Origin of the sequence: Acidisoma cellulosilyticum (genome assembly GCF_020621385.1) — a bacterium.
Lineage (GTDB): Bacteria > Pseudomonadota > Alphaproteobacteria > Acetobacterales > Acetobacteraceae > Acidisoma > Acidisoma cellulosilyticum.
Genome location: NZ_JAESVA010000005.1, coordinates 64,390 through 89,573, shown reverse-complemented (window position 1 = coordinate 89,573; position 25,184 = coordinate 64,390). Strand labels below are relative to the sequence as shown.

At 63.0% G+C, this 25,184-nt stretch carries 24 protein-coding genes; 19 read left to right on the top strand and 5 right to left on the bottom strand.

Annotated elements, in window-relative coordinates:
- Window positions 1-17 precede the first annotated feature (17 nt).
- On the bottom strand, window positions 18-1,577 hold the full coding sequence (locus tag ACELLULO517_RS15280) for an ABC transporter substrate-binding protein (RefSeq protein ID WP_227308278.1): 1,560 nt from the start codon (window positions 1,575-1,577) through the stop codon (window positions 18-20).
- A 356-nt stretch (window positions 1,578-1,933) separates the two neighbouring features.
- On the opposite strand from ACELLULO517_RS15280, the gene ACELLULO517_RS15275 reads away from it, so the two are divergent.
- From ACELLULO517_RS15275 to ACELLULO517_RS15250, 6 genes are all read left to right on the top strand, one after another.
- Window positions 1,934-2,944: an ABC transporter substrate-binding protein gene (locus ACELLULO517_RS15275; protein ID WP_227308277.1), complete on the top strand. Its 1,011-nt coding sequence runs from the start codon at window positions 1,934-1,936 to the stop codon at window positions 2,942-2,944.
- Entirely contained in the window at window positions 2,944-3,753 is an 810-nt protein-coding gene (locus tag ACELLULO517_RS15270; RefSeq protein WP_227308276.1) for an ABC transporter ATP-binding protein, read from the top strand. The genes ACELLULO517_RS15275 and ACELLULO517_RS15270 overlap by 1 nt, the downstream gene beginning before the upstream one ends.
- On the top strand, window positions 3,750-4,571 hold the full coding sequence (locus ACELLULO517_RS15265; protein WP_227308275.1) for an ABC transporter permease: 822 nt from the start codon (window positions 3,750-3,752) through the stop codon (window positions 4,569-4,571). Before ACELLULO517_RS15270 ends, ACELLULO517_RS15265 begins: the two co-directional genes overlap by 4 nt.
- 13 nt (window positions 4,572-4,584) lie before the next feature.
- Window positions 4,585-5,991, top strand: coding sequence for an FAD-binding oxidoreductase (locus ACELLULO517_RS15260; RefSeq protein ID WP_227308274.1), 1,407 nt, complete (start codon window positions 4,585-4,587; stop codon window positions 5,989-5,991).
- Window positions 5,991-6,572 (top strand): NAD(P)H-dependent oxidoreductase, encoded by a 582-nt coding sequence (locus ACELLULO517_RS15255; protein WP_227308273.1) that lies wholly within the window; start codon window positions 5,991-5,993, stop codon window positions 6,570-6,572. The genes ACELLULO517_RS15260 and ACELLULO517_RS15255 overlap by 1 nt, the downstream gene beginning before the upstream one ends.
- Window positions 6,573-6,681: 109 nt before the next feature.
- Window positions 6,682-7,005, top strand: a complete 324-nt coding sequence (locus ACELLULO517_RS15250; RefSeq protein WP_227308272.1) for an EthD family reductase — start codon at window positions 6,682-6,684, stop codon at window positions 7,003-7,005.
- Window positions 7,006-7,008: 3 nt separating this feature from the next.
- Here ACELLULO517_RS15250 and ACELLULO517_RS15245 read toward each other — a convergent pair whose 3' ends face one another.
- Window positions 7,009-8,373 carry a cytosine deaminase gene (locus tag ACELLULO517_RS15245; protein WP_227308271.1) on the bottom strand — a complete coding sequence of 455 codons (1,365 nt, stop codon included), beginning with the start codon at window positions 8,371-8,373 and terminating at the stop codon, window positions 7,009-7,011.
- A 1-nt stretch (window position 8,374) separates the two neighbouring features.
- On the bottom strand, window positions 8,375-9,409 hold the full coding sequence (locus ACELLULO517_RS15240) for an aromatic ring-hydroxylating dioxygenase subunit alpha (RefSeq protein WP_227308270.1): 1,035 nt from the start codon (window positions 9,407-9,409) through the stop codon (window positions 8,375-8,377).
- 143 nt (window positions 9,410-9,552) lie between these two features.
- Here ACELLULO517_RS15240 and ACELLULO517_RS15235 point away from each other — a divergent pair, with 143 nt between their 5' ends.
- Window positions 9,553-10,458, top strand: coding sequence for a LysR family transcriptional regulator (locus ACELLULO517_RS15235; RefSeq protein ID WP_227308269.1), 906 nt, complete (start codon window positions 9,553-9,555; stop codon window positions 10,456-10,458).
- A gap of 195 nt (window positions 10,459-10,653) precedes the next feature.
- Here the strand turns inward: ACELLULO517_RS15235 and ACELLULO517_RS15230 are convergent, their stop codons facing one another.
- On the bottom strand, window positions 10,654-11,472 hold the full coding sequence (locus ACELLULO517_RS15230) for a creatininase family protein (protein WP_227308268.1): 819 nt from the start codon (window positions 11,470-11,472) through the stop codon (window positions 10,654-10,656).
- A 174-nt stretch (window positions 11,473-11,646) separates the two neighbouring features.
- On the opposite strand from ACELLULO517_RS15230, the gene ACELLULO517_RS15225 reads away from it, so the two are divergent.
- From ACELLULO517_RS15225 to ACELLULO517_RS15170, 12 genes are read left to right on the top strand one after another with little or no spacing between them, the layout of a single operon-like run.
- Window positions 11,647-12,198, top strand: coding sequence for an ureidoglycolate lyase (locus tag ACELLULO517_RS15225; protein WP_227308267.1), 552 nt, complete (start codon window positions 11,647-11,649; stop codon window positions 12,196-12,198).
- Window positions 12,195-13,016: an ABC transporter ATP-binding protein gene (locus ACELLULO517_RS15220; RefSeq protein ID WP_227308266.1), complete on the top strand. Its 822-nt coding sequence runs from the start codon at window positions 12,195-12,197 to the stop codon at window positions 13,014-13,016. Before ACELLULO517_RS15225 ends, ACELLULO517_RS15220 begins: the two co-directional genes overlap by 4 nt.
- 50 nt (window positions 13,017-13,066) lie before the next feature.
- Window positions 13,067-14,095 (top strand): ABC transporter substrate-binding protein, encoded by a 1,029-nt coding sequence (locus ACELLULO517_RS15215; RefSeq protein ID WP_227308265.1) that lies wholly within the window; start codon window positions 13,067-13,069, stop codon window positions 14,093-14,095.
- 11 nt (window positions 14,096-14,106) lie between these two features.
- On the top strand, window positions 14,107-15,507 hold the full coding sequence (locus ACELLULO517_RS15210; protein WP_227308264.1) for an amidohydrolase family protein: 1,401 nt from the start codon (window positions 14,107-14,109) through the stop codon (window positions 15,505-15,507).
- On the top strand, window positions 15,504-16,268 hold the full coding sequence (locus ACELLULO517_RS15205) for an ABC transporter permease (RefSeq protein WP_227308263.1): 765 nt from the start codon (window positions 15,504-15,506) through the stop codon (window positions 16,266-16,268). Before ACELLULO517_RS15210 ends, ACELLULO517_RS15205 begins: the two co-directional genes overlap by 4 nt.
- Entirely contained in the window at window positions 16,265-17,032 is a 768-nt protein-coding gene (locus tag ACELLULO517_RS15200) for an ABC transporter permease (RefSeq protein WP_227308262.1), read from the top strand. The genes ACELLULO517_RS15205 and ACELLULO517_RS15200 overlap by 4 nt, the downstream gene beginning before the upstream one ends.
- The gene (locus ACELLULO517_RS15195; protein ID WP_227308261.1) at window positions 17,029-18,045 is read left to right on the top strand and encodes an LLM class flavin-dependent oxidoreductase; all 1,017 of its coding nucleotides are present in this window, start codon (window positions 17,029-17,031) and stop codon (window positions 18,043-18,045) included. Before ACELLULO517_RS15200 ends, ACELLULO517_RS15195 begins: the two co-directional genes overlap by 4 nt.
- Window positions 18,042-19,706, top strand: coding sequence for a CocE/NonD family hydrolase (locus tag ACELLULO517_RS15190; RefSeq protein ID WP_227308260.1), 1,665 nt, complete (start codon window positions 18,042-18,044; stop codon window positions 19,704-19,706). Before ACELLULO517_RS15195 ends, ACELLULO517_RS15190 begins: the two co-directional genes overlap by 4 nt.
- On the top strand, window positions 19,703-20,131 hold the full coding sequence (locus ACELLULO517_RS15185; RefSeq protein ID WP_227308259.1) for a cupin domain-containing protein: 429 nt from the start codon (window positions 19,703-19,705) through the stop codon (window positions 20,129-20,131). Before ACELLULO517_RS15190 ends, ACELLULO517_RS15185 begins: the two co-directional genes overlap by 4 nt.
- Window positions 20,128-20,907, top strand: coding sequence for a cysteine hydrolase family protein (locus ACELLULO517_RS15180; RefSeq protein WP_227308258.1), 780 nt, complete (start codon window positions 20,128-20,130; stop codon window positions 20,905-20,907). The genes ACELLULO517_RS15185 and ACELLULO517_RS15180 overlap by 4 nt, the downstream gene beginning before the upstream one ends.
- Before the next feature lie 51 nt (window positions 20,908-20,958).
- Window positions 20,959-21,792 carry a class I SAM-dependent methyltransferase gene (locus tag ACELLULO517_RS15175; RefSeq protein WP_227308257.1) on the top strand — a complete coding sequence of 278 codons (834 nt, stop codon included), beginning with the start codon at window positions 20,959-20,961 and terminating at the stop codon, window positions 21,790-21,792.
- A 30-nt stretch (window positions 21,793-21,822) separates the two neighbouring features.
- Window positions 21,823-23,295 carry a protein adenylyltransferase SelO gene (locus ACELLULO517_RS15170; RefSeq protein ID WP_227308256.1) on the top strand — a complete coding sequence of 491 codons (1,473 nt, stop codon included), beginning with the start codon at window positions 21,823-21,825 and terminating at the stop codon, window positions 23,293-23,295.
- A 46-nt stretch (window positions 23,296-23,341) separates the two neighbouring features.
- On the opposite strand, the gene ACELLULO517_RS28915 is transcribed toward ACELLULO517_RS15170, so the two are convergent.
- The gene (locus tag ACELLULO517_RS28915; RefSeq protein ID WP_227308255.1) at window positions 23,342-25,114 is read right to left on the bottom strand and encodes a GGDEF domain-containing protein; all 1,773 of its coding nucleotides are present in this window, start codon (window positions 25,112-25,114) and stop codon (window positions 23,342-23,344) included.
- Window positions 25,115-25,184 lie beyond the last annotated feature (70 nt).

Sequence of the window (25,184 nt, the reverse complement as noted above, 5' to 3'; positions counted from 1 at the left end):
CTGAACCCGCCCGGCCGTCAGCTCATCCAGACTTTTTCGCCGATACGCTGGCCCATGAAGTCGAACATCGGGTTCGGCTTCATGCCATGCACCTTGTTCGATCCGGCTTCCAGGTAATCGATGAAGATCGGAATGAGTGCGCCACCGGTCGAGGAGATCATGCCCTGCATTTGGCCATACATCGCCTTACGCTTGGACTGGTCAAGCTCGACGCGGGCTTCCAGCAGCAGCTTGTCGAAATCCGCATTCTTCCAGAAGGTATCGTTCCAGGGGGCGTCGGATTTATAGGCCAGCGTCAGCATCTGATCGGCCGTCGGACGGCCACCCCAATAGGAGGCGCAGAAGGGCGCCTTCATCCAGATATTGTCCCAATAGCCGTCGGCGGGCTGCTGCTTCAGGTTGACCGTAATACCGGCGGCCTGTGCCGATTGCTGGAAAAGCTCGGCCGCGTCCGTCGCGCCCGTGAAGGCGACGTCGGAGACGTTCAGGTCCACCGCCAGCGTGCTTTCACCCGCCTGCTTCAGATAGAATTTCGCCTTATCGGGGTCGTAGGTGTGCTGGGGGATGGAGGCGTCGTAGAATTCGTTCGTGATCGGGATCGGCTGGTCATTGCCGACATGGCCATAGCCGCGCAGCACGGTATCGACGATCTGCTGGCGGTTGATGGCGTATTTCAGCGCCATGCGGACATTGTTGTCCTTGAAGGGCGCATCCGTGCAATTCATGACGAAGACGCCGTGCTGACCGGCCGCACTTTGAATGACATGAACCTTCGGGCGCTTCTTCAACAGATCAACCGTGCGCGCATCGAGACGATTGATCGCATCGACTTGGCCGGAGAGCAGCGCCGCCGTGCGGGCCGAGACGTCGTTGATGATCAGCGTCTCGATGCTGTCGACATTGCCGCAGCCGGTCTTCCAATAAGGGCGCGTCTTCTTGGTGATGCAACGCACACCGGCTTCATAATGTTCAAGCACGTAACCCGCCGTGCCGATGGGATTCTTCCAGTCCGTGAAGCCGTTCGGCACCACCAGGATGTGATAGTCCGAGAGCAGGAAGGGCAGATCGGCATTGCCCTGGCTCATCGTGATCCCGATCTGGTTCGCGCTGAGCTTCTTGATATCGGTGATCGCGGCCAGGAAGGGCTTGGCGGGCGAGGCCGATTTTCCGCGATGCAGGTTGATGGAATAGATGATGTCGTCGGCGTCCAGCACCTTACCGTTGGAGAAGGTAATGTCCTTGCGGACATCGAAAACCCAATCGGCGGCGCCGGTCTTCGACTCCCAATTCATCAGCAGTTCGGGCGTCGCCTTATTGTGCTCGTCGATCTCGATGAGGCCGTTCATGATCTGATAGCCGATATTGACCGGGACCCATTGCAGATAGGTCGTGGGGTCCAGGCTGTCGGTGGTGCTGCCGCCGCCCATGCCAAGGCGCAAATGACCGCCGGAGGTCGGCATATCCGCCGCTCGCGCCTGACCGATCAGCGGAAAGGAGGAAAGGCCGGCGGCCGCCCCCGCCAGCGCAGCCGCGCCCAGAAACTGACGCCGATCGATCATGGAATGAGGCTTGCTCATATTCAGCTCCCGAGATGAGAAGTCATTTTTGTGGGCAGAGGCTGTGCACGCAGGACGAAATGCACGCTTCATGCCTTGCGATGGGCCATGACGCATGTGCATATCAGATTTACGAAGACTAGCGAGCTCAGCGAAGCACGTCTTTGTCTGTTCACGACAGAGTGAGGGCGTGCAGCCGACAACCACGCAACACGGCAGCGTTAGCCGATCTCAAAAAGGCATCGCTCCGTGCAAATTTTGATGCTTTGGCAGTGCTCGTTATTTATGCTGCTCTGGGAGCAAGGCGCCTTAACGGCGTTAAATGATGAAAATTTAGGCCTCTATTCGGACAAATCTGCTCTTAGGGAGATGACGTGATGCGCCGAGTGCTGAAACGCGCCGCAATGATCGCACTGGCCGCTGCCTTCACCCTTCATCTCCGCCCGGCGGCGGCGGCCGATACGAAAATCACCTTCGTCACCGACTGGAAGGCCGAGGCCGAACATGGCGGTTTCTATGAGGCGCTGGCGCTCGGCCTGTATAAAAAAGCCGGGCTGGACGTAACGATCCGCCAGGGCGGCCCGGGCATCGACAATATGCAGCTGCTCGCCGCCGGCGCGGTCGATTTCGCCATCGGCTCCAATAGTTTTGGACCGCTCAACCTCGTCCAGGCCGGCGCGCATGTCGTGGCCGTCATGGCGGCGTCGCAGAAAGACCCGCAATGCCTGATGACGCATCCACGTCCCGATATCAAAAGCCTCGCCGATATCAAGGGCAAGCCGGTGATGATCGCCGCCGGCTCCGCCGATACCTTCTTTCTCTGGCTGAAGGCCAAATACGGGTATAGCGACAGCCAGATCCGCCCCTATACCTTCAACATGGCGCCCTTTCTGGTGAACAAGAACGCCATTCAGCAAGGCTATATCTCCTCCGAACCTTATCTGGTGGAACAGCAAGGCGGTTTTAAACCGCAGGTCTTCCTCTTCGCCGATGCCGGCTATCCGTCCTACGCCTCGCTCGTCATGGTCTCGCAGACAATGATCGACGCGCATCCGGACGTCGTTCAGAAATTCGTCGATGCCAGTATCCAGGGCTGGTACGATTATCTGCATGCCGATCCGTCACCCGCCGATAAGCTCATCGAAAAGGATGACCCGGATGAGAGTGACGGTGTCATTGCCTATGCCATCAAGACGATGAAGGCCGAGGGCATGATCGAAGGCGGCGATGCGGCCAAGCTCGGCATCGGCGCCATGACGGATGCACGCTGGAAAACCTTCTTCGATGTCATGTCAAAGGAAGGCGTCTATCCCGCCAATCTCGATTACAAGGCTGGCTATACCTTGCGCTTTGTCGATAAGGGCCTTGCCCTGGCTGCCAGCCATTGATGCAGATGTTCGCGCCGGAAGCGGCAAGCGCCTCGCCGCACACGGCGAAGCCGATCATCACGCTGAACGGCGTCACCAAGACCTATGGGAACGGCACGACGGCGCTACGCGATGTTGACCTTGCCATCGGCCAATCCGAATTCGTCAGCCTGCTTGGCCCTTCGGGCTGCGGCAAAAGCACGCTGCTGCGGCTGATCGCGGGGTTGGGCGAGATTTCCGCCGGGCGTATCGACTGGCCGCAGACAGCCCATACCGCGCGCGGCGAGCCTGAGCACGATATCGGCTTCGTCTTTCAGGAGCCGACGCTGATGCCCTGGGCGACGGTGTTCGACAATGTCTATCTGCCGCTCAAGCTCAAACGCATGTCTCGCCGCCAGGCGGCGCCAATCATCCGCGACGCGCTGACGAAAGTAGGTCTGGAAAATTTCGGAAAAGCCTATCCGCGCGAATTGTCCGGCGGCATGAAAATGCGCGTCTCCATCGCGCGCGGATTGATCACCCGGCCCAGTGTTCTTTTGATGGACGAGCCTTTCGCGGCCTTGGATGAGATCACGCGGTTTCGCCTGAATGACGATCTGCTCGCCATGTGGGCAGGTCAGCATTGGACGGTGATTTTCGTCACCCATAGCGTCTACGAATCCGTCTATCTCTCCGACCGCATCGTGGTCATGGGCGCGCGCCCAGGCCGGGTGACAGCCGATATCCGCATCGATGAACCCTATCCGCGTTCCGAGGCCTTTCGGCTCTCCAGCCGCTACAATGACTATTGCCGCCTCGTCTCCGCCGCCTTGCATGAGACGATGACATGAGCGAAGCCCCCATCCAGCATCCGCCCGACATCTATGGTCAGGTTCTGAAAGTCGCTTTGCCACTGCTGGTCGGTGCCATTTTCCTGATCGTTTGGCAGATCGTCGTCACGACCCTCGGCGTGCCGAAATTCGTGCTGCCGGCGCCGACGTTGATCTGGCAGGCCTTGATCGGCAATTTTTGGAGCCTCATGGGCTCGCTCTGGTTCACGCTGACGGTCACGGTGGAAGCCTTCATCGCCGCCGTCATTGGCGGTGTCGCGCTGGCCGTGCTGTTCGCCCAATCACGCTGGATCGCAACCGCCTTCTTTCCCTATGCCGTGATCCTGCAGGTGACGCCGGTTGTCTCCATCGCGCCGCTGATCATCATCTGGGTCGGCTATGACAATGTGCGCCTGGCTCTGCTCATCCTCGCCTGGCTGGTCGCTTTCTTTCCGATCCTGTCGAATACGACGCTGGGTCTACGCTCGACCGATCACAACCTGCGCAACCTCATGCAGCTTTACGGTGCCTCGCGCTGGCGGGTGCTGACGGAAATCCAGTTTCCCGGCGCCCTGCCCTTTATCCTGGCGGGCATGAAGATTTCCGGCGGACTGTCGTTGATCGGTGCGGTGGTCGCGGAATTCGTCGCCGGCAGCGGGGCCTCCACCGGTCTGGCCTGGCGTATCATCGAAGCCGGCAATCGGTTGGATATTCCGCGTATGTTCGCGGCCCTTGGCCTGCTCTCCGTGCTCGGCATTCTGATCTTCGGTGTCATGAGCCTGATCGAATATCTGGCCCTGCGGCATTGGCATGAAAGCGCCGTGCGGCGCGAGAATTGAGGGAAACTCCCGAATGGATAGTGCCAAAATCCAGGCCCTTAAAACCAGGCTCGACGGCATCGCGGTCGAGGATGACCCGGCCCTGGTGCGCAAAAAAAGCCGCGACTTCTACTGGTATTCGCCCGTTCTGAAGCGCGTGCTGGACAGCGTCCTGGGTGAGATTGTGGTGACGCCGAAGACCGAGGACGAGGTGGTGCGCACGCTGGCCGCTGCCTTCGCGCTCGATATTCCCGTCACCCCGCGCGGCGCCGGCACCGGCAATTACGGCCAGGCCATGCCGCTTGCCGGCGGCATGGTGCTGGACCTGCATGAACTGAGCGGCATCAAGGACATCGGCCCAGGCTACGTGATTGCGGAAGCCGGCGCCTTGCTTGGCAAGATAGACGCCGCCACCCGCGCCCATTCGGGGCAGGAGTTGCGGATGTTTCCCTCCACCCATCGCACAGCCTCCATCGGCGGCTTCATCGCCGGCGGGTCCGGCGGTGTCGGGTCCATCCGCTGGGGTGGCCTGCGCAACCTCGGCAATGTCACGCGCACCCGCGTCGTCACGATGGAGGCGCACCCGCGCGTGCTGGACCTGACGGGCGACGATATCGCCAAGGTCGCCCATGCCTATGGCACCAACGGTATCATCACCGAATGCGAAGTGCCGCTGACGGTGGCCTATGACTGGATCGACGCCATCATCGCTTTCGACGGCATGGAACGGGCAACCGCTTTCGCCGATGCGCTGGGACGGGAGGACGGCATTCTGCTCAAGGAACTCTCCGTCATGGGTCCGGGCGTGGGGCACCGCTATTTTTCCCAGCATGGACGTTTCCTCACCGCCGATCAGGCGGCCGTGCTGATCATGGTCGCGCCCCATTCCGCCTCCGCGCTGGAGGCCTTCACCCGACGCCATCGCGGCGAGACGGTGTTTCGGTCAGACCTTATCGACGCCGAGACAGCCAAGTCCCTGCCGCCGCTGTTCGAACTGACCTGGAACCATACGACGCTGGTGGCACGCCGCGTCGAGCCGGCGCTGACCTATCTGCAGACCCTCTATCCCTACCCCGATCACGTGGCGGCCGTGGCGAAAATGGGCAGGCTGATCGGCGATGAGATGATGGATCATCTGGAATTCATCCGCTTCGACAGCAACATCGTTTGTTCCGGCCTGCCGCTGATCCGCTTCACGACCGAGGAGCGGCTGGACGAGATCATTCGCATCTTCGAAGACAATGGCTGCCTCGTCTTCAATCCGCATCGTTATACGCTGGAAGAGGGCGGCATGAAGCGCTCGGACCTTGGGCAGCTTGCCTTCAAGCGGGAGGTCGACCCCAAAGGCCTGCTCAACCCCGGCAAGATGATCGCCTGGGACAATCCCGATTTCGACTTTTCCGACCCCCGCCCCTATCTGTTCAGCCAGCCGGCCGCCTGATGAAAGTCCTGGTCCTCTACGCCCATCCGGTCGAGACCAGTTTCAATGCGGCAGTACATCAGGCCGCCTTGAAAGGCCTGCGCCGCGCCGGTCACACGATCGATAACTGCGACCTCTACGCCGAAGGGTTTCAGCCGGTGCTGACGCGGGCGGAGCGGCTCGCCTATCACGACAGTCCGGCCAATCGCGCTCCGGTGGCCGACTATGTGGCGCGGCTGCAGGCGGCGGAGGCTTTGGTGATCGTCTCCCCGGTCTGGAATTTCGGCTTCCCGGCGATACTGAAAGGCTATTTCGACCGCGTGTTCCTGCCCGGCGTCTCCTTCGACATGGTGGACGGCAAGGTCGCCACGATGCTGCATAATATCGGCAAGCTGACGGCCTGCTTGACCTATGGCGGCAATCGCACGCGCGCCTTTCTGGCCGGCGATCCGCCCCGCAAGATGGTGACGCGCGTGTTGCGCGTCACCATCAAGCCCGGCGCGACGGTGGAACACCTCGCCTTCTATGACATGAACCGGGCGACGGAGGCCCAGCTGACGGCGCATCTGGCCAGGGTCGAGCGGCGGATCTCAGCGTTCTGACCGGGTCAGCCGCGCTCTGGCCCCGCCTTCAAAGAGCCGCATAACTGGTCCAGGCTCAAGCGATGGAAGTAGGCCGCATGCGGGCTACTTAAGCCCGAAGGACAGGAATATGACGGAATACGGCCGGAACGGCGAGGTGATCATGTTCGTCACCTATCAGGGCAGCGCGGAATCCCGCTTCGACCGCAGCTATTATGTGGAGCGGCATTTGCCGATGCTGCGCCGGCTGTTCGGGGCCTTGGGACTGACCAGCGCCGAGGTCTTCTTTCCGCCGACACAAGGCACCGGCACCATCGCCATCTGCGAATGCCGCTACCGCGACGAAGACGCCTTCACCGCCTGCATGACCTCAGCCGGCATGCCCGGCATTGCCGCCGATGTCGGCAATTTCACGGACATCATGCCGGTCCATATCCGAGGCAAGCGGGTCTGACCGTCAGGCGGCACTCGGCCCCGCCAGCGTGCGGGGTGCGGCCTCCGTCAGCCCGTCAAGCTCCGCATAGTCCGGCAAGGTCTGGTCAATAACCTTACCTCCGCGCAGCACGACCCGGTCCGCCTGCGGACGAGAGGTGATTTCGTCGAAGCTGCGCGCCCGCGTCAGCACCAGATCGGCGGTGCGCGCGACCGCGATCAGGCCGCAATCCGTCAGGCCCATCGTCGTCGCCGGCACCTGGGTAATGGCGCCCGCCCAATCGCCGTAAGGGTGATCGAGGTGAGACACGCGCAGCGCGAAGCGGAAACTGTCCAGCGTGTCATGGTCCCCGTAAGGCACGAAGGCGTCGCGGCAATTGTCTGTGGCGAAGGCGAAGGGAACGCCGGCGGCCTTCAGCTCATGCGCCAAGGTCACCCCGCGCCAGCGCGGCGTGCGCCCGGCATGCCGATCCTGCAGATACATATTGGCCGAGGGCAGTGACACGACAGTGACGCCCAGCCGCGCCAGATGCGCGATGGTCTCGGCCGCCACGCTGTCCGGCTGCAAAGCGAGGTTGCAGCAATGGCCGCAGGTGACCTTGCCGGTGAAGTCATTGCGCTCGATAGCCGCGGCAATCCGCGGCAGCGTGAAGGCCGCGACATCATCGGTTTCATCGACATGCAGATCGACATCCAAACCGTAACGCTTGGCCTGGGCGAAGAGCAGATCGAGCAATCGGTCGATTTCCACGATCGCACCGTGATCGACACCCGACATTCGCGTTACCGCGCCGAGGATGCCCCCTGACCGGGCGACAAGTGCTGCGAGGTCTGCGCCGAAGGGCGTGTCATACTGGTCGATGGTGGTCAGCGCGACAGCCTGAAGAGCGATCTTGCCTTGCCAACGCGCGCGCATATCCCGGAACACGCCCCAGGAAATCTCGGCCTGTTCGGCGAAGCTGTCGAGATGCGTGCGGATGGCGCCGACGCCATGGGCAAAGGCGCAGCGCAGGCCGAAATCCATGCGCAGCGCGATGTCTTCCGCCGTCCAATAGGCCGCACGATCCGCCCCCGTCGCAGTCAGCGCGCCGGTGAAGCTGCCGTCCGGGTTGGGTGTGCGGGCCACGACATGGCCCTTATCGAGATGCGTGTGCATATCGACGAAGGTCGGAAAGACGATGCGGCTTTGCAGATCCGTCCCCTCCCCCACCGTCCCGGCCGGTTCGATCGCCGCGATGCGGCCATTCTCGATAAGGATATCGGCGTCATACAGATAGCCGTGGCGAGGCTCGCCGAGGCTGGCAGCGGCATCGACCGAGAGCGTGCCGGCAGGAATGGCGGCGCGGCGCAGCCAAAAGGTGCTGGTGGTCGGAATGGCAAAACCTGTCATCTCACACTCCATGAGCCGGATAGTCATATGTCACTTCCTGCTCGCCATGCGCATGCAACAGCGACAGCAGGCGTTTGCGCATGATCAGGCCCGGCCGATCTGACGGCATATGCGCCTCGATCCGCCTTTGCACATCCAGGATCGCGTCCGGGCTGGTCGATTCCAGCACCTCCCGATCTTCATGCACAATGGTCGCGTCCCAGGCGATGAGCTTTTCGGTTGAGCAATCTTCTTCCCGGTCATTGCGGTATAGCAGCTGGATGAGCTGAATTTTACCGTCCTCCACCGGTGTCGCGACATTGATGATGATATGCCGAATGCCACTCGGGTAGGTCATATCCATCCGCCGCGAAAACGGCAGATACCAGTGGTTGACCATGCTGCGCGTCGTGGTGGGGTCCGTCGTGCCCGTCACGGCATGGGCCGCCGGCGGGTTGAGGATATCCACCACCGTCGTCGCCTTGAAACCGTAATCGGTCTCCTCGATGGAATAGACCTTGGGTTTCGGCTGCTTGATGTCCCCGAAGGTGCCGGCATGGACAAAGGCGAAATGCGCATTGTCGAAGGAGTTTTCCATCAGCCGCAAAGGCGCCGTGTCCCAGCTTTCATAGAATTGGAAGATGCGGCGAAAACCGGGATCATCCTCCTCCGGTATATCGAAAATCGGCGCGATCGGGTCATCCAGCGCGACCCATAGATAACCGTATTTTGCCGCCGCGTGATAGGACTTCACGCGATGCTTGGGGAAAGGCGTCTCGGGATCGAATTGCGGAATGCGGGCAAGCTGGCCGTCCGCCTGAAAGGCCCAGCCGTGATAGCCGCAAACGATCAGGCTTTCATCGCACCAGCCCTTGGACAGCTTGGCCGTGCGGTGGCAACAGCGATCTTCCAGCGCCGCCGGGGTTCCATCCGCAGTGACGAAAACCACGATATCCTCCCCCATCAGCCGGAAGGATTTCGGGCCGGATGCGACCTCATCCAACCTCAGAGTCGGATACCAGAAATGCCGCAGGGTCTTTTGCTTCGTCGTCAACATCGGCCCAGCACTCCCACAAAAAGAGGATAGCAACCTCTTGCCATAGAAGCGGAAGCAAAAGCCCGGGAAAAGCATTGAATGCAGTCCGCACCGCTGCCTTAATGAGAGCGGTTGCCGATCATCCGCTGCCTGACCGAGGTCCCATGCTGCATAACCGCCTGCTGCATTATCTGGACGAAGTGGCGCGCACCGGCTCGATGCGAAAGGCCTCCGCCCGGCTGAATGTCGCGTCCTCCGCCATCAATCGCCAGATTTTGGCGCTGGAGGCCGAACTCGGCACACCGCTGTTTCTGCGCCTGCCGCGCAAGCTGATGCCGACGACGGCGGGGGAGATCGTCATCCGCCATGTCCGGCAGGTGCTGAAAGATATGGAGCGGGTGCAGAGCCGTATCGAGGAGTTGAAAGGGTTGCGGCGGGGCGAGATTACGCTCGCGATCATGAGCGGCCTTGCCGCCAATATGGTGCCGCGCATCGCGGTCGATTTCCGCCGCAATTCCCCCCGCGTGAAGCTGACCATGCGGCTGCTGCCCTCGGGGCAGGATATCATGGCGGCGGTCTCGGCCGGTGAGGCCGATCTTGGTCTCGGCTTCGACTTTCCGCGCGACCCCAGCCTGCGCGTGCTGGCCTCCGGCGTCGGGCGGCTGGGTGCGGTAATGGCGCCGGACCATCCGCTGGCCAGCCACAACCAGCTGCGGCTGAGCGATTGCGCCGATTATCCGCTGATCATCGCCGAGGAGGGCATGGCGATCCGCCCCTATCTGAACGAAGCCTTCTCGGCCATTCAGCTGCAGGTAGAGCCGGCGCTGGAGACGAATTCCATCGAGGTGATGCGCCACGCGGCGATGCTGGATCAGGCCATTACCTTCCTCACGCCCTTCGATATCGAATGGGAAAAGCGCGCCGGCCGGCTGGCCTATGTGCCGGTGCATGAGCTGCGCGGCCGCGTGCAGACGCTGATGCTGATCGGGCGGGATCGCGGCGTCGATGCGCTGACCAGCCTGATGGCCGAGCAGATCAAAGCCGCCATCACCACGACTGCGGGGGGTTAAACCCGCTTTCCTGTCGCCCGCCGGCTCCTTCTTTTAGTCGCCCGCGCAGTTTCTAATCGTCATGCGCGCACTCGTTGCGCGCACCTACCCGTTGTGGCGCGGCCAGCCAGGCGCCCAAACGCCGTCAGATTGTCCGAACGGGTAGACCCGCGGGACGAGCCCGCGGGCGACGACAGAGAAGCCGGGTCAGATAATTTAAGCGTTAAACGCGGTCTTCGCCGTCACGGCTTCCATCGGATAGGCATGGACCTCCGCGATCAGGCCGATCAAAGCCTTCGCGGCGCGTTCCACCTGTGTGGCGCCACGCGCGGCGTCCGCCGCCGCCGCATTGCCGCAGGCGCCCGCCGGATGCAGATCCTGCGCCTGCCAGCCGAAACCGACGCCGCCTTCCGGCGTCAGCCATGTGTTCGTCTGTTCCATGGCGACCGAGCGCGAGACGAAATCCTGGGCATGCTCCATGTGAACCTGATCGGGGTGAAGATGCAGCATGACGGAGGTCTCGGACTCGCCACCATGAATGCCGTGCTGCAACTCGCCGGCCGAATAGAGATCGCTGCTGTCGATGGTGCGGAACCAGCTGGCGCCGACCGCGAACATGCCCAGTTCCACGCGCAGCTCCCGACAGACGATTTCCATCACCTGCGGCTGGCCGCCATGGGAGTTGAACAGGATGATTTTGCGTACGCCGGCGCGCCATGCACTTTTGGCGACCTCGAACCACAGCCGCGTCAGCAGGTCATAGGGCAGCGTCAGCGTGCCGGGGAAAGCCGTGTGCTCGTTCGATTTGCCGACCGGCATCATGGGTAGCACGAGGGCCGGGAAATCGGGCGCCATCAGCTCCATCGCGCGCGCGACGATGCCGGCATTGATCGCCGCGTCCACCTTTACCGGCAGATGCGGTCCGTGCTGTTCCACCGCGCCCACCGGCAGGATGGCAACAATCTCGCTCATATCCAGACCAGCGAAGTCCCGGGTGGAGAGGTCCCACCACCAATGCGAAGGGAGCAAGGTCATCGATCAGGCCTTCCATCTAGGGCGGGCGAAGCGGCCCGCGACCGCACCTCCATACGATGCTTTTTCGGGTCTGACCGCTGCCAAATAGGCATCACAACGCACGCAAAAAGGTTGTTCCTTTTTTCATCACACTGGGTCAGCATACCAGTCTTCGCCACTCAACTAGGCAGAAATATGAGGCAAGCGATGGCGCAGGCGATCCCCGAACCGGTTCATATGCCTAATTATTCATCAATTGACGTACGTATACTCATCGCTGAACCGATCACGGCCGCGAATTTCGCGCCCTTCGGCAAGCTGGTGGAACCGACGGCAGACGGCACCCCGGCCGGTGAGATCGACCATGCGCTGGACCTCTCGGGTGGGCGTCCGCGCTTCTATATCATGGCGCTGACGCATCGGCCGCTCACCGTCTCGGGCATCACGCGCCATGCCCAGGCGACGCAGGTTCTGGCTGCTGTCGGCGGCCTGCCCTGGTTGCTCGCGGTCGCGCCCGGCAATGCCGCGAGCAATGCGCCAGACCCCGCCGCCATCCGCGCCTTCACCGTCCCCGGCCATGTCGCGGTTCTGCTTGATCGCGGCACCTGGCACGCCGGACCCTATTTCTCAACGGCCGAGATGAGTTTCTTCAATCTCGAACTTGAAGACACCAATATCGTGGATCACGACACCTGCGACCTGGCCGCGCAATTCGGTCTGACCTTCGACCTGCGCCCGGCCGCATGAGCGCTGCGCTTGCCAACCAGCCGCCCTTGCGCGCCCGTGCCGACGGCATTTCCATCCGTGACGTGCAGATGGTCTATCGCCGTGGCGTCCAGACCACGACAGCGCTCGCCGGTTGCAATCTGGAAATTCCAGCCGGATCCTGGGTCTCGCTCATCGGTGCCTCCGGCTGCGGCAAGTCGACGCTGTTGCGCATTTTGTCGGATATCGTGCAGCCGACCTCCGGTCAGGCGCTGCTGGGCGGATTGACGCCGACGGAGGCGCGGGCCGAGCGGCGTTTCGCCCTGGTGTCCCAACACGCCGTCATGCTGCCCTGGCGCAAGGTTCTGGCCAATGTCGAATTGGGGCTGGAAGTGGCCCGCGTGCCAAAGGCTGAGCGTCGGCGCCGCGCGGAGGAAGCGATCGAAATGGTCGGGCTGCGCGGGTTTGAGCGCGCCTATCCGTCGGAACTCTCAGGCGGTATGCGCCAGCGCGCCGCCATCGCCCGCGCGCTGACGCTGAAACCCGCCTATCTGCTGATGGATGAGCCTTTCGGCGCGCTGGACGAGCTGCTGCGCGACCGGCTGAACTTCGAACTCCTCCGTATTCTGGAAGAAACGAAGGCGACGCTGCTGCTCGTCACGCATTCGATTTCGGAAGCGATCATCCTGTCCGACAAGGTGGTTGTCATGTCACCGCGCCCGGGCCGCATCACCCAGGAAATCGACATCGATTTCGGCCATAACCGCAGCCCCGCCATACGCGACGATCCACGTTTCGGCCGGCTGGAATCCGAACTTCGCCACGCGCTGGGTCACAGCATGGGCGATGAGCATCACTGAAGATTATTTCTAAGAATTGGGCCTGCCCTTTTATCACATGAGGAATTGACATGCGTTTGCGCAAATTCTGGATGAACTCGCTGCTCGCGGGTGCGGCCATGCTGGGCCCCATTCTGGGCTTGGGTGCGGGCACCGCCCATGCGGCCGGCATGACCAAGCTGAACGTCGTGCTGGGCTATATCCCGGACGTTGAGATGTATGGCCCGGAATACGCGTTGAAACAGGGTTACTATAAGGCCGAGGGCCTGAACGTGACACTGATCCCGGCTGGCCAGGGCGTCGATCAGATCCAGATGGTGGCCGCCGGCATCGCGCAGATCGGCATCGCCAATCCCGAACAGATTCTGGCCGGCATCGGCCAAGGCGAAAAGTTCAAGGTTTTCGCAGGGCAGTTTCAGACCCAGCCGATCGCCATGACCTGCCGCAAGGATAGCGGCGTCACCAAACCCGCCGATCTCGTCGGCAAGACCGTCGGCGTGAAGGTGAATGCCGATCCCTATTTCAAGCTGTTCCTGTCCAAGAACGGCGTGCCGGCTGATAAGGTAAAAACAACGACGATCGGGCCGAACGATGTTTCGCTGCTCATCGCCGGGCGTATCGCTTGCGAGATCACCACTTTTGCCTTCAACGAGCCGCTGATCGTGCAGCAGGCCGGCGTGCCGACCACGGTTCTGCCGCTTGGCGATTACGGCCTCAACTCCCAGGTCGATTCCTTCTTCGTGAAGGACACCTTCTTCTCCAAGCCCGGCAATGAGGCCGTTCTGGTGAAGTTCATGCGCGCGACCGCCAAAGGCTGGGTCAGCTTCTACAAGGACCCGAAGGCGGCGGCGAACTGGATCATAGACGGCAATTTCGTGGACGGTCTGGACCGCACGCAGCAGGTCTTCCAGGCCGAGCAGCAGGTGAAGTTCATGAAAAGCCCGCTGACCGCCGAGAAGGGCATCTTCTGGCTTGATCCGAAGATCTGGGCTGAGACCGACGCCAATCTGGTCGCGGCAGGCGTCAACAAATCCCTCGTGCCGCTGGACGGGTTGCTGACGACCTCCATTCTCGAACAAGCCGATATGCCGAAGTTCTGAGGACTAAAGTGATGACGATCATCCTCGCGGACGCTTGGGTCGTAACCATGAACCCCAAGCGGGAGGTGCTGGAACAGGCCAGCATCCTCCTGCGCGGTGACCGCATCGCGGCCATCGGCAGCCGGGCGATGCTTGCCGCCGCGCAGCCGATGGCGGAGGTGATCGATTGTAAGGGCAAGATCGTCATCCCCGGCATGGTCAATACCCATACGCATCTGTTCCAGACCCTGTTGAAGGGTCTGGGCGATGACCGCGTGCTGAAGGACTGGTTCACCTGCATGACCGGTCCGGCCGCCGTGGAACTGACGAAAGAAGATGTCTCGGCCGCCGCGCTGCATGGTTGCGTGGAGAGTATCCGCTCCGGCGTGACCTCCCTGGTCGATTTCATGTATGCGCATCCGCGCCCTGGCCTGACGCAGCCTGTGGTCGATGCCTTTCAGGCGAGCGGCATCCGTGGCCGCGTCTGTCGTGGGTTTCTGACAACCGGTGCCGAATTCGATATTCCCGTGCCGCTGATTGAAACGCCGGAACAGGCGCTGGGTGACGCGCGCGCCGTGATCCGCGCCAATAACCGGCCGGGCGGGCGCGTGCAGGTGGGGCTCGCCCCCAGCATGATCTGGGCGCTGGACCCTGAGACTTTGCGCGCGACGCGCAAGCTCGCGGATGAGGAAGGCGCTTTTATCACCACGCATGTGGCCGAGACCGCATTCGAGATTGAGCAGTCGCAATCGCGCTTTCAATGCACAGATACGGAATTGCTGAGCGAGATCGGTTTCCTGGGCCCCGATGTCCTCGCCGTTCATTGCGTGCAATGCGGCAAGACCGATATCGACCTGCTGCGCCGCCACGATACCCGCGTGTCCCACAACCCCTGCAGCAATCTATATCTGGCCTCCGGCGTGCCGCCGATTTCGGAAATGCTGGCGGCCGGGGTGACAGTCGGATTGGGATCGGACGGGCCGGCGAGCAGCAATAATCACAGCCTGTTTCAGGCGATGAAATTCGCGGCCCTCATCCAGAAAGGCTATCACCGCGATCCCACCATCATCACCGCCGAAAAGGCGCTGGAAATGGCGACCATCGACGGTGCGCGCGCCATCGGGTTGGACAAAGAGATCGGCTCCATCGAAATCGGCAAGAAGGCCGATATCGCCGTCATCGATACCGATAGCTTCGCCATCGCGCCGGTTCATCACCCGGTCTCGGCACTCGTCTATTCCGCGCTGGGGCATGAGGTTTCGACCGTCATCATCGACGGGCGCGTCGTTATGCGGGACAGCGTGGTGACGTCTGTCGATGAACGTGCCGTCCGCGCGCGGTCCCGCGCGGCGGCCGATGCGCTGGCGACCCGCGCCGGCATCGCGCATCTGGGCAGCCGCCCCTGGCGCTCGGTCGGGGTCTCCCGGTCATGAAACAGCTCGCTGCCCTCGTGCTACCGCCGGTGATCCTGCTCGGCACCACCATCGCCCTCTGGGGCTGGATGAGCGCGCAAGGCATGATCCCGAATTATCTGCTGCCTTCACCCGGCAAGCTGGCCGGCGCCTTGGTGGGGGACCGCTCCGTTCTGCTGCGCCATGGTCTGGCGACGACGGAGGAAGCGCTGAGCGGCTATGTCATCGGCAGCGTGCTGGGCCTGCTGGCGGCCGTCGTGCTGTCCTTTTCCCGCCGGTTGCGCGCCTGCTTTTTCCCGCTGGCGCTGGCGACCCAGGCCATTCCCATCATCGCCGTGACACCGCTGATCGTCCTTGTCATGGGGCGCGGCATGCCGGCGATCCTGACGCTGGTTTCCATCACGGCCTTTTTCCCGATGCTGATCAATATGACGCGGGGCCTGCGTGTCGCCGATCGCGGCTATCATGAGCTACTGCACAGTCTGTCAGCCAGCCGTTTGCAGAGACTGGCCATCGTCGAATTGCCGGGCGCGTTTCCTTACCTGTTCGCCGCCCTGCGCGTGGCCGCGACCGCCTGTTTCATCAACGCCATCGTCGGTGAATGGATCGGCTCCAATATCGGCCTCGGCTATCTCGTCGTCATATCCGGCCAGTATTTCAAGATGCCGACGCTTTGGGCCGCGATCGTGGTGACGGCAGCTTTGACGCTGATCCTGGTCGGCATCGTGGCCGTGATGGAACGTGTGATGACGCCTTGGGCGGCGACGGAGCATGGGTCATGAGCCGCGCCTGGCGCATCGGCGGCCCGACGGGCGTTCTGCTCAGCCTGCTCGCGCTCTGGGCGCTCGTTACCGGTCTCGGCTGGGTCGATCCGCTGGTTCTGCCCTCGCCCGTCGCTGTCTTCGGCGTGTTCTGGAACCAGCCTTGGCTGATGGCGACCAATGCCGGCATTACGGCGACCGAAGCCATCATCGGCCTCATCCTCGGCAATGCCTGCGGGCTGCTGCTCGCGATCATCTTCGTCAGTTCCGCGTCCGGCCGCCGCGCCGTGCTGCCGCTGGCCATGGCAGCGCAAGCCGTGCCGATCGTCGCCGTCACCCCCGCACTGATCATCGGTTTTGGCGACGGGATGGAGCCGAAGATCCTGGTCGCGACCTTCCTCGTCTTCTTCCCGATGCTGGTGAACGGCATGCGCGGATTGCGCAGCGCGGATGCCGAAGTCGGCGAGTTGATGCACAGCCTGGATGCCAGCGCGTGGCAGCGGCTGTGGATGGTGCGGCTGCCGGCCGCCCTGCCCTTCATCTTCACGGCGCTGAAATTCTCGGCCTGCTCCTCCTTCGTCGCGGCCATCGTCGCGGAATGGGTCGCGGCCAATAAGGGCCTCGGCTACCTCATCGTTTTCGCTGGATCGCAATACCGGTCTGACGAGGTTTGGGCGGCGGTGCTGATCGGCACGCTGAGCAGCATGATCCTGGTCGGTCTCGTCGTGCTGCTGGAGCGCCGGGTGATGCCCTGGGCGAATGATCCGACGGAGGGCCTGACATGATGGATCACCCGCGCCCGCTGGGCATCTTCAATCAGATGTGGGGACAAGCCGGCGTTGCCGACGCCACGATCCTGAACACCGCGATCGAGGAGATGGTGCTGGCCGAGGCGCTCGGCTTCGCCTCCATCTGGATCGGCGAACATCATCTGCCGCCCGGCACCGGCGGCTTCTACGGGCGCGTGCCGGCGGCGGAAGTGTTTCTAGGGCACCTCTCCGGCCGCCTGCGGCGCATCGGCCTCGGCACCGGAGTCAAACTCTTCGCGACCGATGCGCGGCGTGCGGCGGAGGAGATGATGACCCTCAACCTCCTGGCGCCCGATCGTGTGGAATTCGGTATCGGCCAGGGCCCGACCTTGCCGGACAGCACCGAGACCCGCACCGAGAAGGCGCTGCGGTTTCGTGCGCAGATGACCGCGTTGCTCGACCATCTTCGCGGCGTCGTGCGCGTGGGAGAGAAACCGCTATCGCTGGCGCCCGCGCCGGATCTGGCCCAGCGCATCTGGGTCGCCGCGCGGGATGACGCGAGCATCGATTTCGCCGCCGCCCAGGGGCTGAATTTCGTGGTCGGTCAGGCCGAGAACGGCATCGCGCAATCCCGCTTCGTGCAGCGCTATCGGGCTGCCGGGGGGCGCGGCGAAGCGCGTGGCGTGCGGCTGGTCTTCGTGGCCGAAACCCGTGCCGAGGCCGAGGCCGAATGCGCGGAAGCGACCGAGCTTTACTTCGGCCTGCTCGGCTACAAGGGCTATCATGCGGACGGGATCACGGCCGGTCTGCTGCCCGAGACCGCCGACAGCCCGGCCGAAAAGCGCCGGCAGGTCGATTTCCTGGCCGGCACGCCGGATGATGTGGCCCAGATGCTCAATGACCATATCGCGCTGACCGGGATCGACAGGCTGGATGTGATGCCGCAATTGCCCGGCATCCGCACGGAGGCCGTGGCACGATCCCTGCGCCTGATCGCGACCGAGGTCCGGCCGCGCCTGCGGTTCCCCGAAAAGCGAGAAGCGGCATGACAATCGAAGGGCCCATCACGCAAAGCCTGACACTTGCCGATGGCGTGCGGTTGGACGCCGATATCTATTGTCCCAGCGAAGGCGGGCCTTATCCGGTTCTGCTCATGCGCCAACCTTACGGGCGGCGCATCGCCTCCACCGTCGTTTTCGCGCATCCGCGCTGGTATGCGGCGCAGGGCTATATCGTCGTCATTCAGGATGTGCGCGGCACCGGTACCTCGGAAGGTCGCTTCCGCGCCTTCGAGACGGAACAGGCGGATGGCGCCGAGACGGTGGCCTGGGCGGCAGCGCTGCCCAATTCCTCAGGCCTTGTCGGCATGTATGGGTTTTCCTATCAGGGCATGACACAACTGCTCGCACTCGCCGGTGGCGCGAAGCTCGGCGCGCTTTGTCCGGTCATGATTGGCTGGGACGTGCACGGCGACTGGGCCTATGAGGGCGGCGCGTTTCGCCTGTCCGATAGCATCGGCTGGGGCATTCAGATGGCTGCCATCCGTGCGAGCCATGATGGTGAAACGGAAGCCTTCAAGGCGCTGTCTCGCGCCGCCAAGTCCCTGCCGCTGACGGATGACACGCCATCCTTCCCCGATATTCTGCGCCGCTATCGCACGCTCGGGCATTTCGCCGATTGGGTGGAGCATGACAGCGCAGACGCCCCCTATTGGCAAGGCATCTCCCCGCGCGGGGCTCTCGCGGGCCGCCGCATGGATGTGCCGATGCTCCATATCGGCGGCTGGTATGACACGATGCTGATGGGCACGCTGGACGGTCATGCGACCGCGCTCGCGACCTCCGACAAGCCCCAGCGTCTGGTTGTCGGGCCTTGGCCGCATCTGCCCTGGGGCCGCGCCTCGGGTGGCGATATGGGCCCGGCGGCGGATGGCGCCATCGACGAATTACAACGCGACTGGTTTGATGCATTCCTGAAAGATAAAGGCACGATCGCCGCAGGGCTCGATCTGTTCGATGTCACGGCAAAGGGCTGGCGGCATTTTCCGGACTGGCCCGGTGACACGCGATCTTTCCACCTCGGCAGCACGGGCCTTGCGGTGGCAACCGTGCTGGACGGGGCTTTGTCCGACAAGCCGGGAGACACCGCACAGGATGATATCGTGCATGATCCCTGGCGGCCGGTGCCCTCCCTCGGCGGGCATGACGCGGCGCCGATGGGCCGACAGGATCGTACCGCCGTCGACCAGCGCGCCGATGTTGCCTGCTACACGTCCGCCCCCTTCGTCGCGGAAGGGCTGCTGGTCGGCGCGGTCGATCTGGATCTGTTCGTCACCGCCGATGCGCTATCATTCGATGTCTCCGCGGTTTTGTCGGAAGTGACACCGGAGGGTCGGGCCGTGGTGCTGACGCAAGGCTATCGCCGCGTGACGAGCGGGGAAGCTTTGCCCATCCGCATATCGCTCCGCGCCATCTGCGCCACGATAAAGCCCGGCGCCGCTCTGCGTCTGTCGCTGGCGGGGGCCAGCTATCCGGCGCATCCGGTCAACCCCGGCACCGGCGCACCGCCCGCGACGGCGCGGATCGACGAAGCACAGGTGATCACGCTGAGCGTCGCCCATGGCGGTGAGACGCCGTCCCACATCATCCTGCCTTGGACCAAGGCAAGATCCGATCTTTCGACCGCCCCTTTAAGGAGCCTCAAACAATGATGACTTTCGGCAAGGAAGCAGCAGCAACCGCGAAAGCCTTTCGCATCGGCCCCAATGATACCAATTATTTCGCGGTCCTGTTCGACCCCGAGAAGGACTCCATCAAGAACGTCTTCGTCATCGAAATCTTCACGCCCGGCGGCGCCACGCCGCCCAACGAACATTCCCATGCCGATGAATTTTTCTATGTCCTGTCCGGCGAAGGCATTGCCCGCTGCGGTGACCAGGAAACACCGCTAAAGAAGGGCGACGCTTTGCTGCTGCATCCGGGCAATGAACACATCGTTCACAACACCGGCACTGCAAAACTCTATTGCCTGACGGTGATGACGCCGAACGAGGGTTTTGCGGAGCTTATTCGCAGCGGTTCGCCGGTTGAACTGGACGCGGAAGACCTCGCCGTGCTCGGAGGCTCCGTCCCGTGAGTGACGCGACCCTGATCCCGCTCGGGTCAAGCCCGCGCAACCAGTGGCGCGTCTCGGCCACCGAGGTCGATCTTCGCCGCACGCCGATGGCAGAGCGTCCATTGCGGATCGAGGCAGCACCCCAGCGTCTGACGCTCGATCTGACAAAAACCGCCATCATCGTCGTGGATATGCAGAATGACTTCTGCCACCCGGAAGGCTGGCTTGGCCATATCGGGGTTGATGTCACACCCGCGCGGGCGCCCATCCCGCATCTGGCGAAGCTTCTGCCCGCCTTGCGCAAGGCCGATGTGCCTGTGCTCTGGCTTAACTGGGGCAACCGGCCGGATCGGCTCAACCTGCCGCCCAAGCTGCTGCATGTCTATAAGCCGACCGGCATCGGCACCGGCATCGGCGACCCTTTGCCCGGTTCCGGCGCGCATGTGCTGGAAGACGGCAGTTGGTCCGCCGCCGTGGTCGATGAACTGGCACCCGAACCGGGCGACATCCATGTCGCCAAATTCCGCATGTCGGGCTTTTGGGATACGGAACTCGACAGCATTCTGCGCAATCTCGCTGTCACCACGTTGCTATTCGCGGGCGTGAATGTCGATCAATGCGTGCTGGGCACGCTGCTGGACGCCAGTTGCCTCGGCTATGACTGCATTCTTCTGGAAGATTGCAGTGCGACCACCTCGCCCGACTACTGCTTTGCCGCAACCGTCTATAACGTGAAACAGTGCTTCGGCTTCGTGGCGCAATCCTCGGAATTTCTGACGGAGGCGGCAGCCTCGTAACGCATCGTGCAGCGTGCCATCCTGCACCGGCAAAGCGGAGCGGGATGAGACATGAGCGATAATGCGGCCCAGACCGAATTCTGGAACACGGTCGCTGGGCTGACCTGGGCAGAACATCAGGCCCAGCTTGACCGGCAGTTGCGGCCCTTGGGCGCGGCCGGCATGCAGGTCCTCTCACCCCAGCCGGGCGAGGCGGTGCTGGATATCGGCTGTGGCTGCGGCGATACCAGTTTCGCTCTCGCTGGCGCCGTCGGCGAAACAGGCTCCGTCCTCGGCCTCGATATTTCCGAGCCCATGCTGGCGGTTGCCCGCTCCCGCGCGGCGGACAGCCCAGCCGCGCCAGTCTTTACCTTGGCCGATGCGCAGACGGCGGACCTGGGGGAAGCCCGCTTCGATGCTGCCTTCTCCCGTTTCGGCGTCATGTTCTTTAACGACCCAACCGCCGCCTTCGCCAATATCCGCCGTATGCTCAAACCGGGTGGGCGCATCACATTCGTCTGCTGGCGCCCTGCGACGGAAAACCCATGGATGAGCGTACCGTTTCAGGCCGCACTCCCCCTGCTGCCGCCGCAGCCGGAGCGTGATCCGCTGGCCCCCGGCCCCTTTGCCTTCGCCAACCCGGATCGCGTGCGCGGCATTCTGTCCGATGCAGGTTTCAGCGCCATCACTATCACGCCCTTCGATACGCTGATCGGCAGCGGCGGGTTGGATGAAACCCTGGCGCTGACCGGCCGCGTCGGGCCGCTGGCCGCCGTGCTGCGCGAAAATCCGGACCTTGCCGGTCCTGTGCAGCACGTTGTCCGCGAGGCTCTGTCCGCCTATCTGACAGCGGAGGGCGTGATGATGCCGGCTGCGGTCTGGGTCGTCAGTGCGGCCAATGCCTAGGCCTTATCGCCCGTTACCGGAGTTCGGTCCATGTCCGTGCAGATCCCCTTCGACAATACCTATGCCCGTCTGCCGGACCGCTTCTATGTGAAGATGGTGCCAGAGCCTGTGCCTGCCCCGCGCCTGATCCGCATCAACCACGCGCTGGCGGAAAGCCTGGGGCTTGACCCGGCGCAGCTGGAAAGCCCGGAGGGTATTGCCATCCTCGCCGGCAATGCGGTGGCGAAGGGGTCGGAGCCTTTGGCCCAGGCCTATGCCGGACATCAATTCGGCGGCTTCTCTCCGCAATTGGGTGACGGCCGCGCCATGCTGCTGGGTGAAGTGGTCGGGCGCGACGGTCGACGGGACATCCAGCTTAAAGGGTCAGGCCCGACCCCCTTCTCCCGCCGGGGTGACGGGCGCGCGGCCCTCGGGCCGGTTTTGCGCGAATATGTGGTGAGCGAGGCCATGGCCGCGCTCGGCCTGCCAACGACGCGGGCACTCGCGGCTGTCCTGACAGGTGAAACGGTGCGGCGGGAACGGCTTCTGCCCGGCGCCATTTTCACGCGCGTCGCCGCCAGCCATCTGCGCGTCGGCACCTTTCAGTATTTCGCGGCACAGGGTGACACCGAAGCGTTGAAGATCCTGGCCGATTACGCCATCGCCCGCCACTATCCGCAGGCCGCTTTGGCCGACAATGCCTATCGCGCCCTACTGGAAAGCGTTTGTCTGGCGCAGGCCGATCTCATCGCCCGCTGGCTGCATATCGGCTTCATCCATGGCGTGATGAATACGGACAATACCACGATCTCGGGCGAGACGATCGATTTTGGCCCCTGCGCCTTCATGGACGAATATGACAGCCGGCGTGTGCTGAGTTCCATCGACCATCAGGGCCGCTACGCCTATGGCAACCAGCCCAATATCGGGTTCTGGAACCTGACCCGGCTGGCCGAAGCGCTGATCCCGCTGCTGGGCGCAGACGAGGAAACGGGCCTCGCCGAAGCCAAGGACGCTTTGGGCGTCTATGTGCCGCGTTTTCAATCCGCCTATGATGCCGGGCTCTGCCGCAAGATCGGCCTCTCGCCGGATCGGGAGGAGCATGTCTCCTGCGCCCATGCCCTGCTGACGCTGATGTCACAACACGCGGCCGATTTCACGCTCACCTTCCGGGCGCTCGGTGATGTGGTGATGGGCGAGGATGCGGCGCTGCGCGCTCTGTTTGGTGAGAATGCCGGAGCGCTGGATAGCTGGCTGCCGCGCTGGCGCCAGTTGCAGGAAGCCGACGGTCGCGACCCGGCCGAAGTTCGGGAATCAATGCGCGCCGTCAACCCGGCCTTCATTCCCCGCAATCATCAGATGGAGCGTGTCATCGCCGCAGCTGTTGAGACACAGGATTTCGGCCCCTTCGAACGTTTCCTGACGGTTCTGGCTAAGCCTTATGATGATCAACCCGGCCAGGAGGACTACACCCTACCGCCCGTCACGGATGAGCGCGTGCTGCAGACCTTCTGCGGGACTTAACGCGACCGAAGACCCCGCGCGCTTTGTCCGACAGAATAGTCGCCGCTCAGTCCCCGGCGCGCTTGCCGTCCAGGTTCCAGCCGGCATGGGTAAGCTGCAGAATCTCGGCGGACGGCCGCAAGGGCGCGCCCACCACCCGATCCCGCCCTTCGTCCTTGGCGCGGTAAAGCGCCTTGTCCGCCGTCGGCAGCAGCTCACTCGCGCGGCTGCAATTCTCGGGCATTGAGGCGACGCCGAAGGAGGCCGTGACCGTGATGCCGTTGGAGGTCGTCGCACTGATCGCGACGCGGATCTGCTCGGCACGGGCCATCGCCACATCCAGCGTCGTATCGGGCAGCAGGATCGCCAATTCCTCACCACCGTAGCGGCAGGCGATATCGGCTGGCCGGAGAGACGCCAGAACCACGCTTGCGGTGTCGCGCAGCGCCAGATCGCCGGCGGCATGGCCGTAGCGGTCATTGAGGTTCTTGAAGTGGTCAAGGTCCATCATGATAGCCGCGACCGGCGCCCGACGCCGCTCGGCATCCGTCGTCAAACGCTCCAGCATTTCTTCGAGGAAGCGGCGATTATAAAGACTGGTCAAGGGATCGCGCAGGGCCTGGTTCCGCAACCGCTCTCTGAGCACGATGTTCGACAGCGCAAGCGACATGGCGTCGGCCAACGCGATGGCGATGGGCTGAATACGCTTCAGCGTCTCGGCATCCCGAAGCCCGTCGCCCCGCAGCACCAGAAGGCCGTGAATCTCACCGCGCGCGACGATGGGGATTTCGAAGGCGATGCTGGAACAATCGGTATGCGCGCATCGCAGCGCCTGCTCCCCGCGCCCGTTCAGATGCGGCTTGCCGCGCTTCAGCGCCCAGCAGCTGTCCGGCGCAATATGAAGCGGCGGCGTATCGGCGGCCGACGGCCCCCATTCGGTCGCGAAATCAAGCCGGTCGCGGGAATTGTTGAAGACGTATAGCGCACCGCCGAAATCGCCCAGAAGATCCAGCGCCGTTGCCCGCAGCACGGCGTAGGCATCCTCGCTGCTCGCCGCACTTTGCAGGATTTCCGTCATGCCGAACAAGGTCTCGACCTCCCGCCGCGCCAACAGGCTGGCACTGATCGCGGCTTCGCGCCCCTTTGCCTCCCGCCGGCTGGACGCAAAGGCGAAGGAGGTGGCGGCAATCGCAATCATCGCGCCGAGGAGATTGATCAGCAGAACAAGCGCCTCACCTTCGGCAATCCGGTCCCATTCCGCATCGACCTTGTCGCTCCGGTAGCCGAGATAGGACCGCATGATCATTTGCAGCTCAGTCATCACCTGCGCGGTATGGGCCTTGTCCAGCACCGCTTGGGCAGCGGCCTGCTGATGGTCCATGCCGAGCATGACGGCGGTCGCCCAGGCATCCCGCAAGGTGTTGACGCGATCCGTCACCGGGTGCGGGGTCTGGCCACCGCCGCCACTATGGAAAGCATGATCGTCGACGACCTGAAAAACACCGGCATCGACGGCGTTGAGCTCGCTCATACCGCGGACGAATGTGGCGAAGGCCGTGGACTGGCTGCCTGACAGGACAACGCCACTGACACCGCTTTGGGTATCGAGCAGCGCGAATTGCAACATCCGGATGTCGCGGGTCGTCCAGATATAGTCGCGCAGCTGAGCCTGATCGTCGCGGCTGACGAAGAAAGCGACGAGGGTCGAGGCACCCATAACGGCAATGAGGGCAATGATGAAAATAGCGAGACGGTGCCGCACGAAACCTAGCCCTGCCGTAAGGGCTTTGGGCAGGGTTTTCGTCAGACGGATAATAATCTCTGGGTCAGTAACGGCCACCAGACCTACTCGCTTAGGACGGATGCTCCTATAGCCCAATCGCGGGGGGAATAAACAAGAAAGCTGAGTC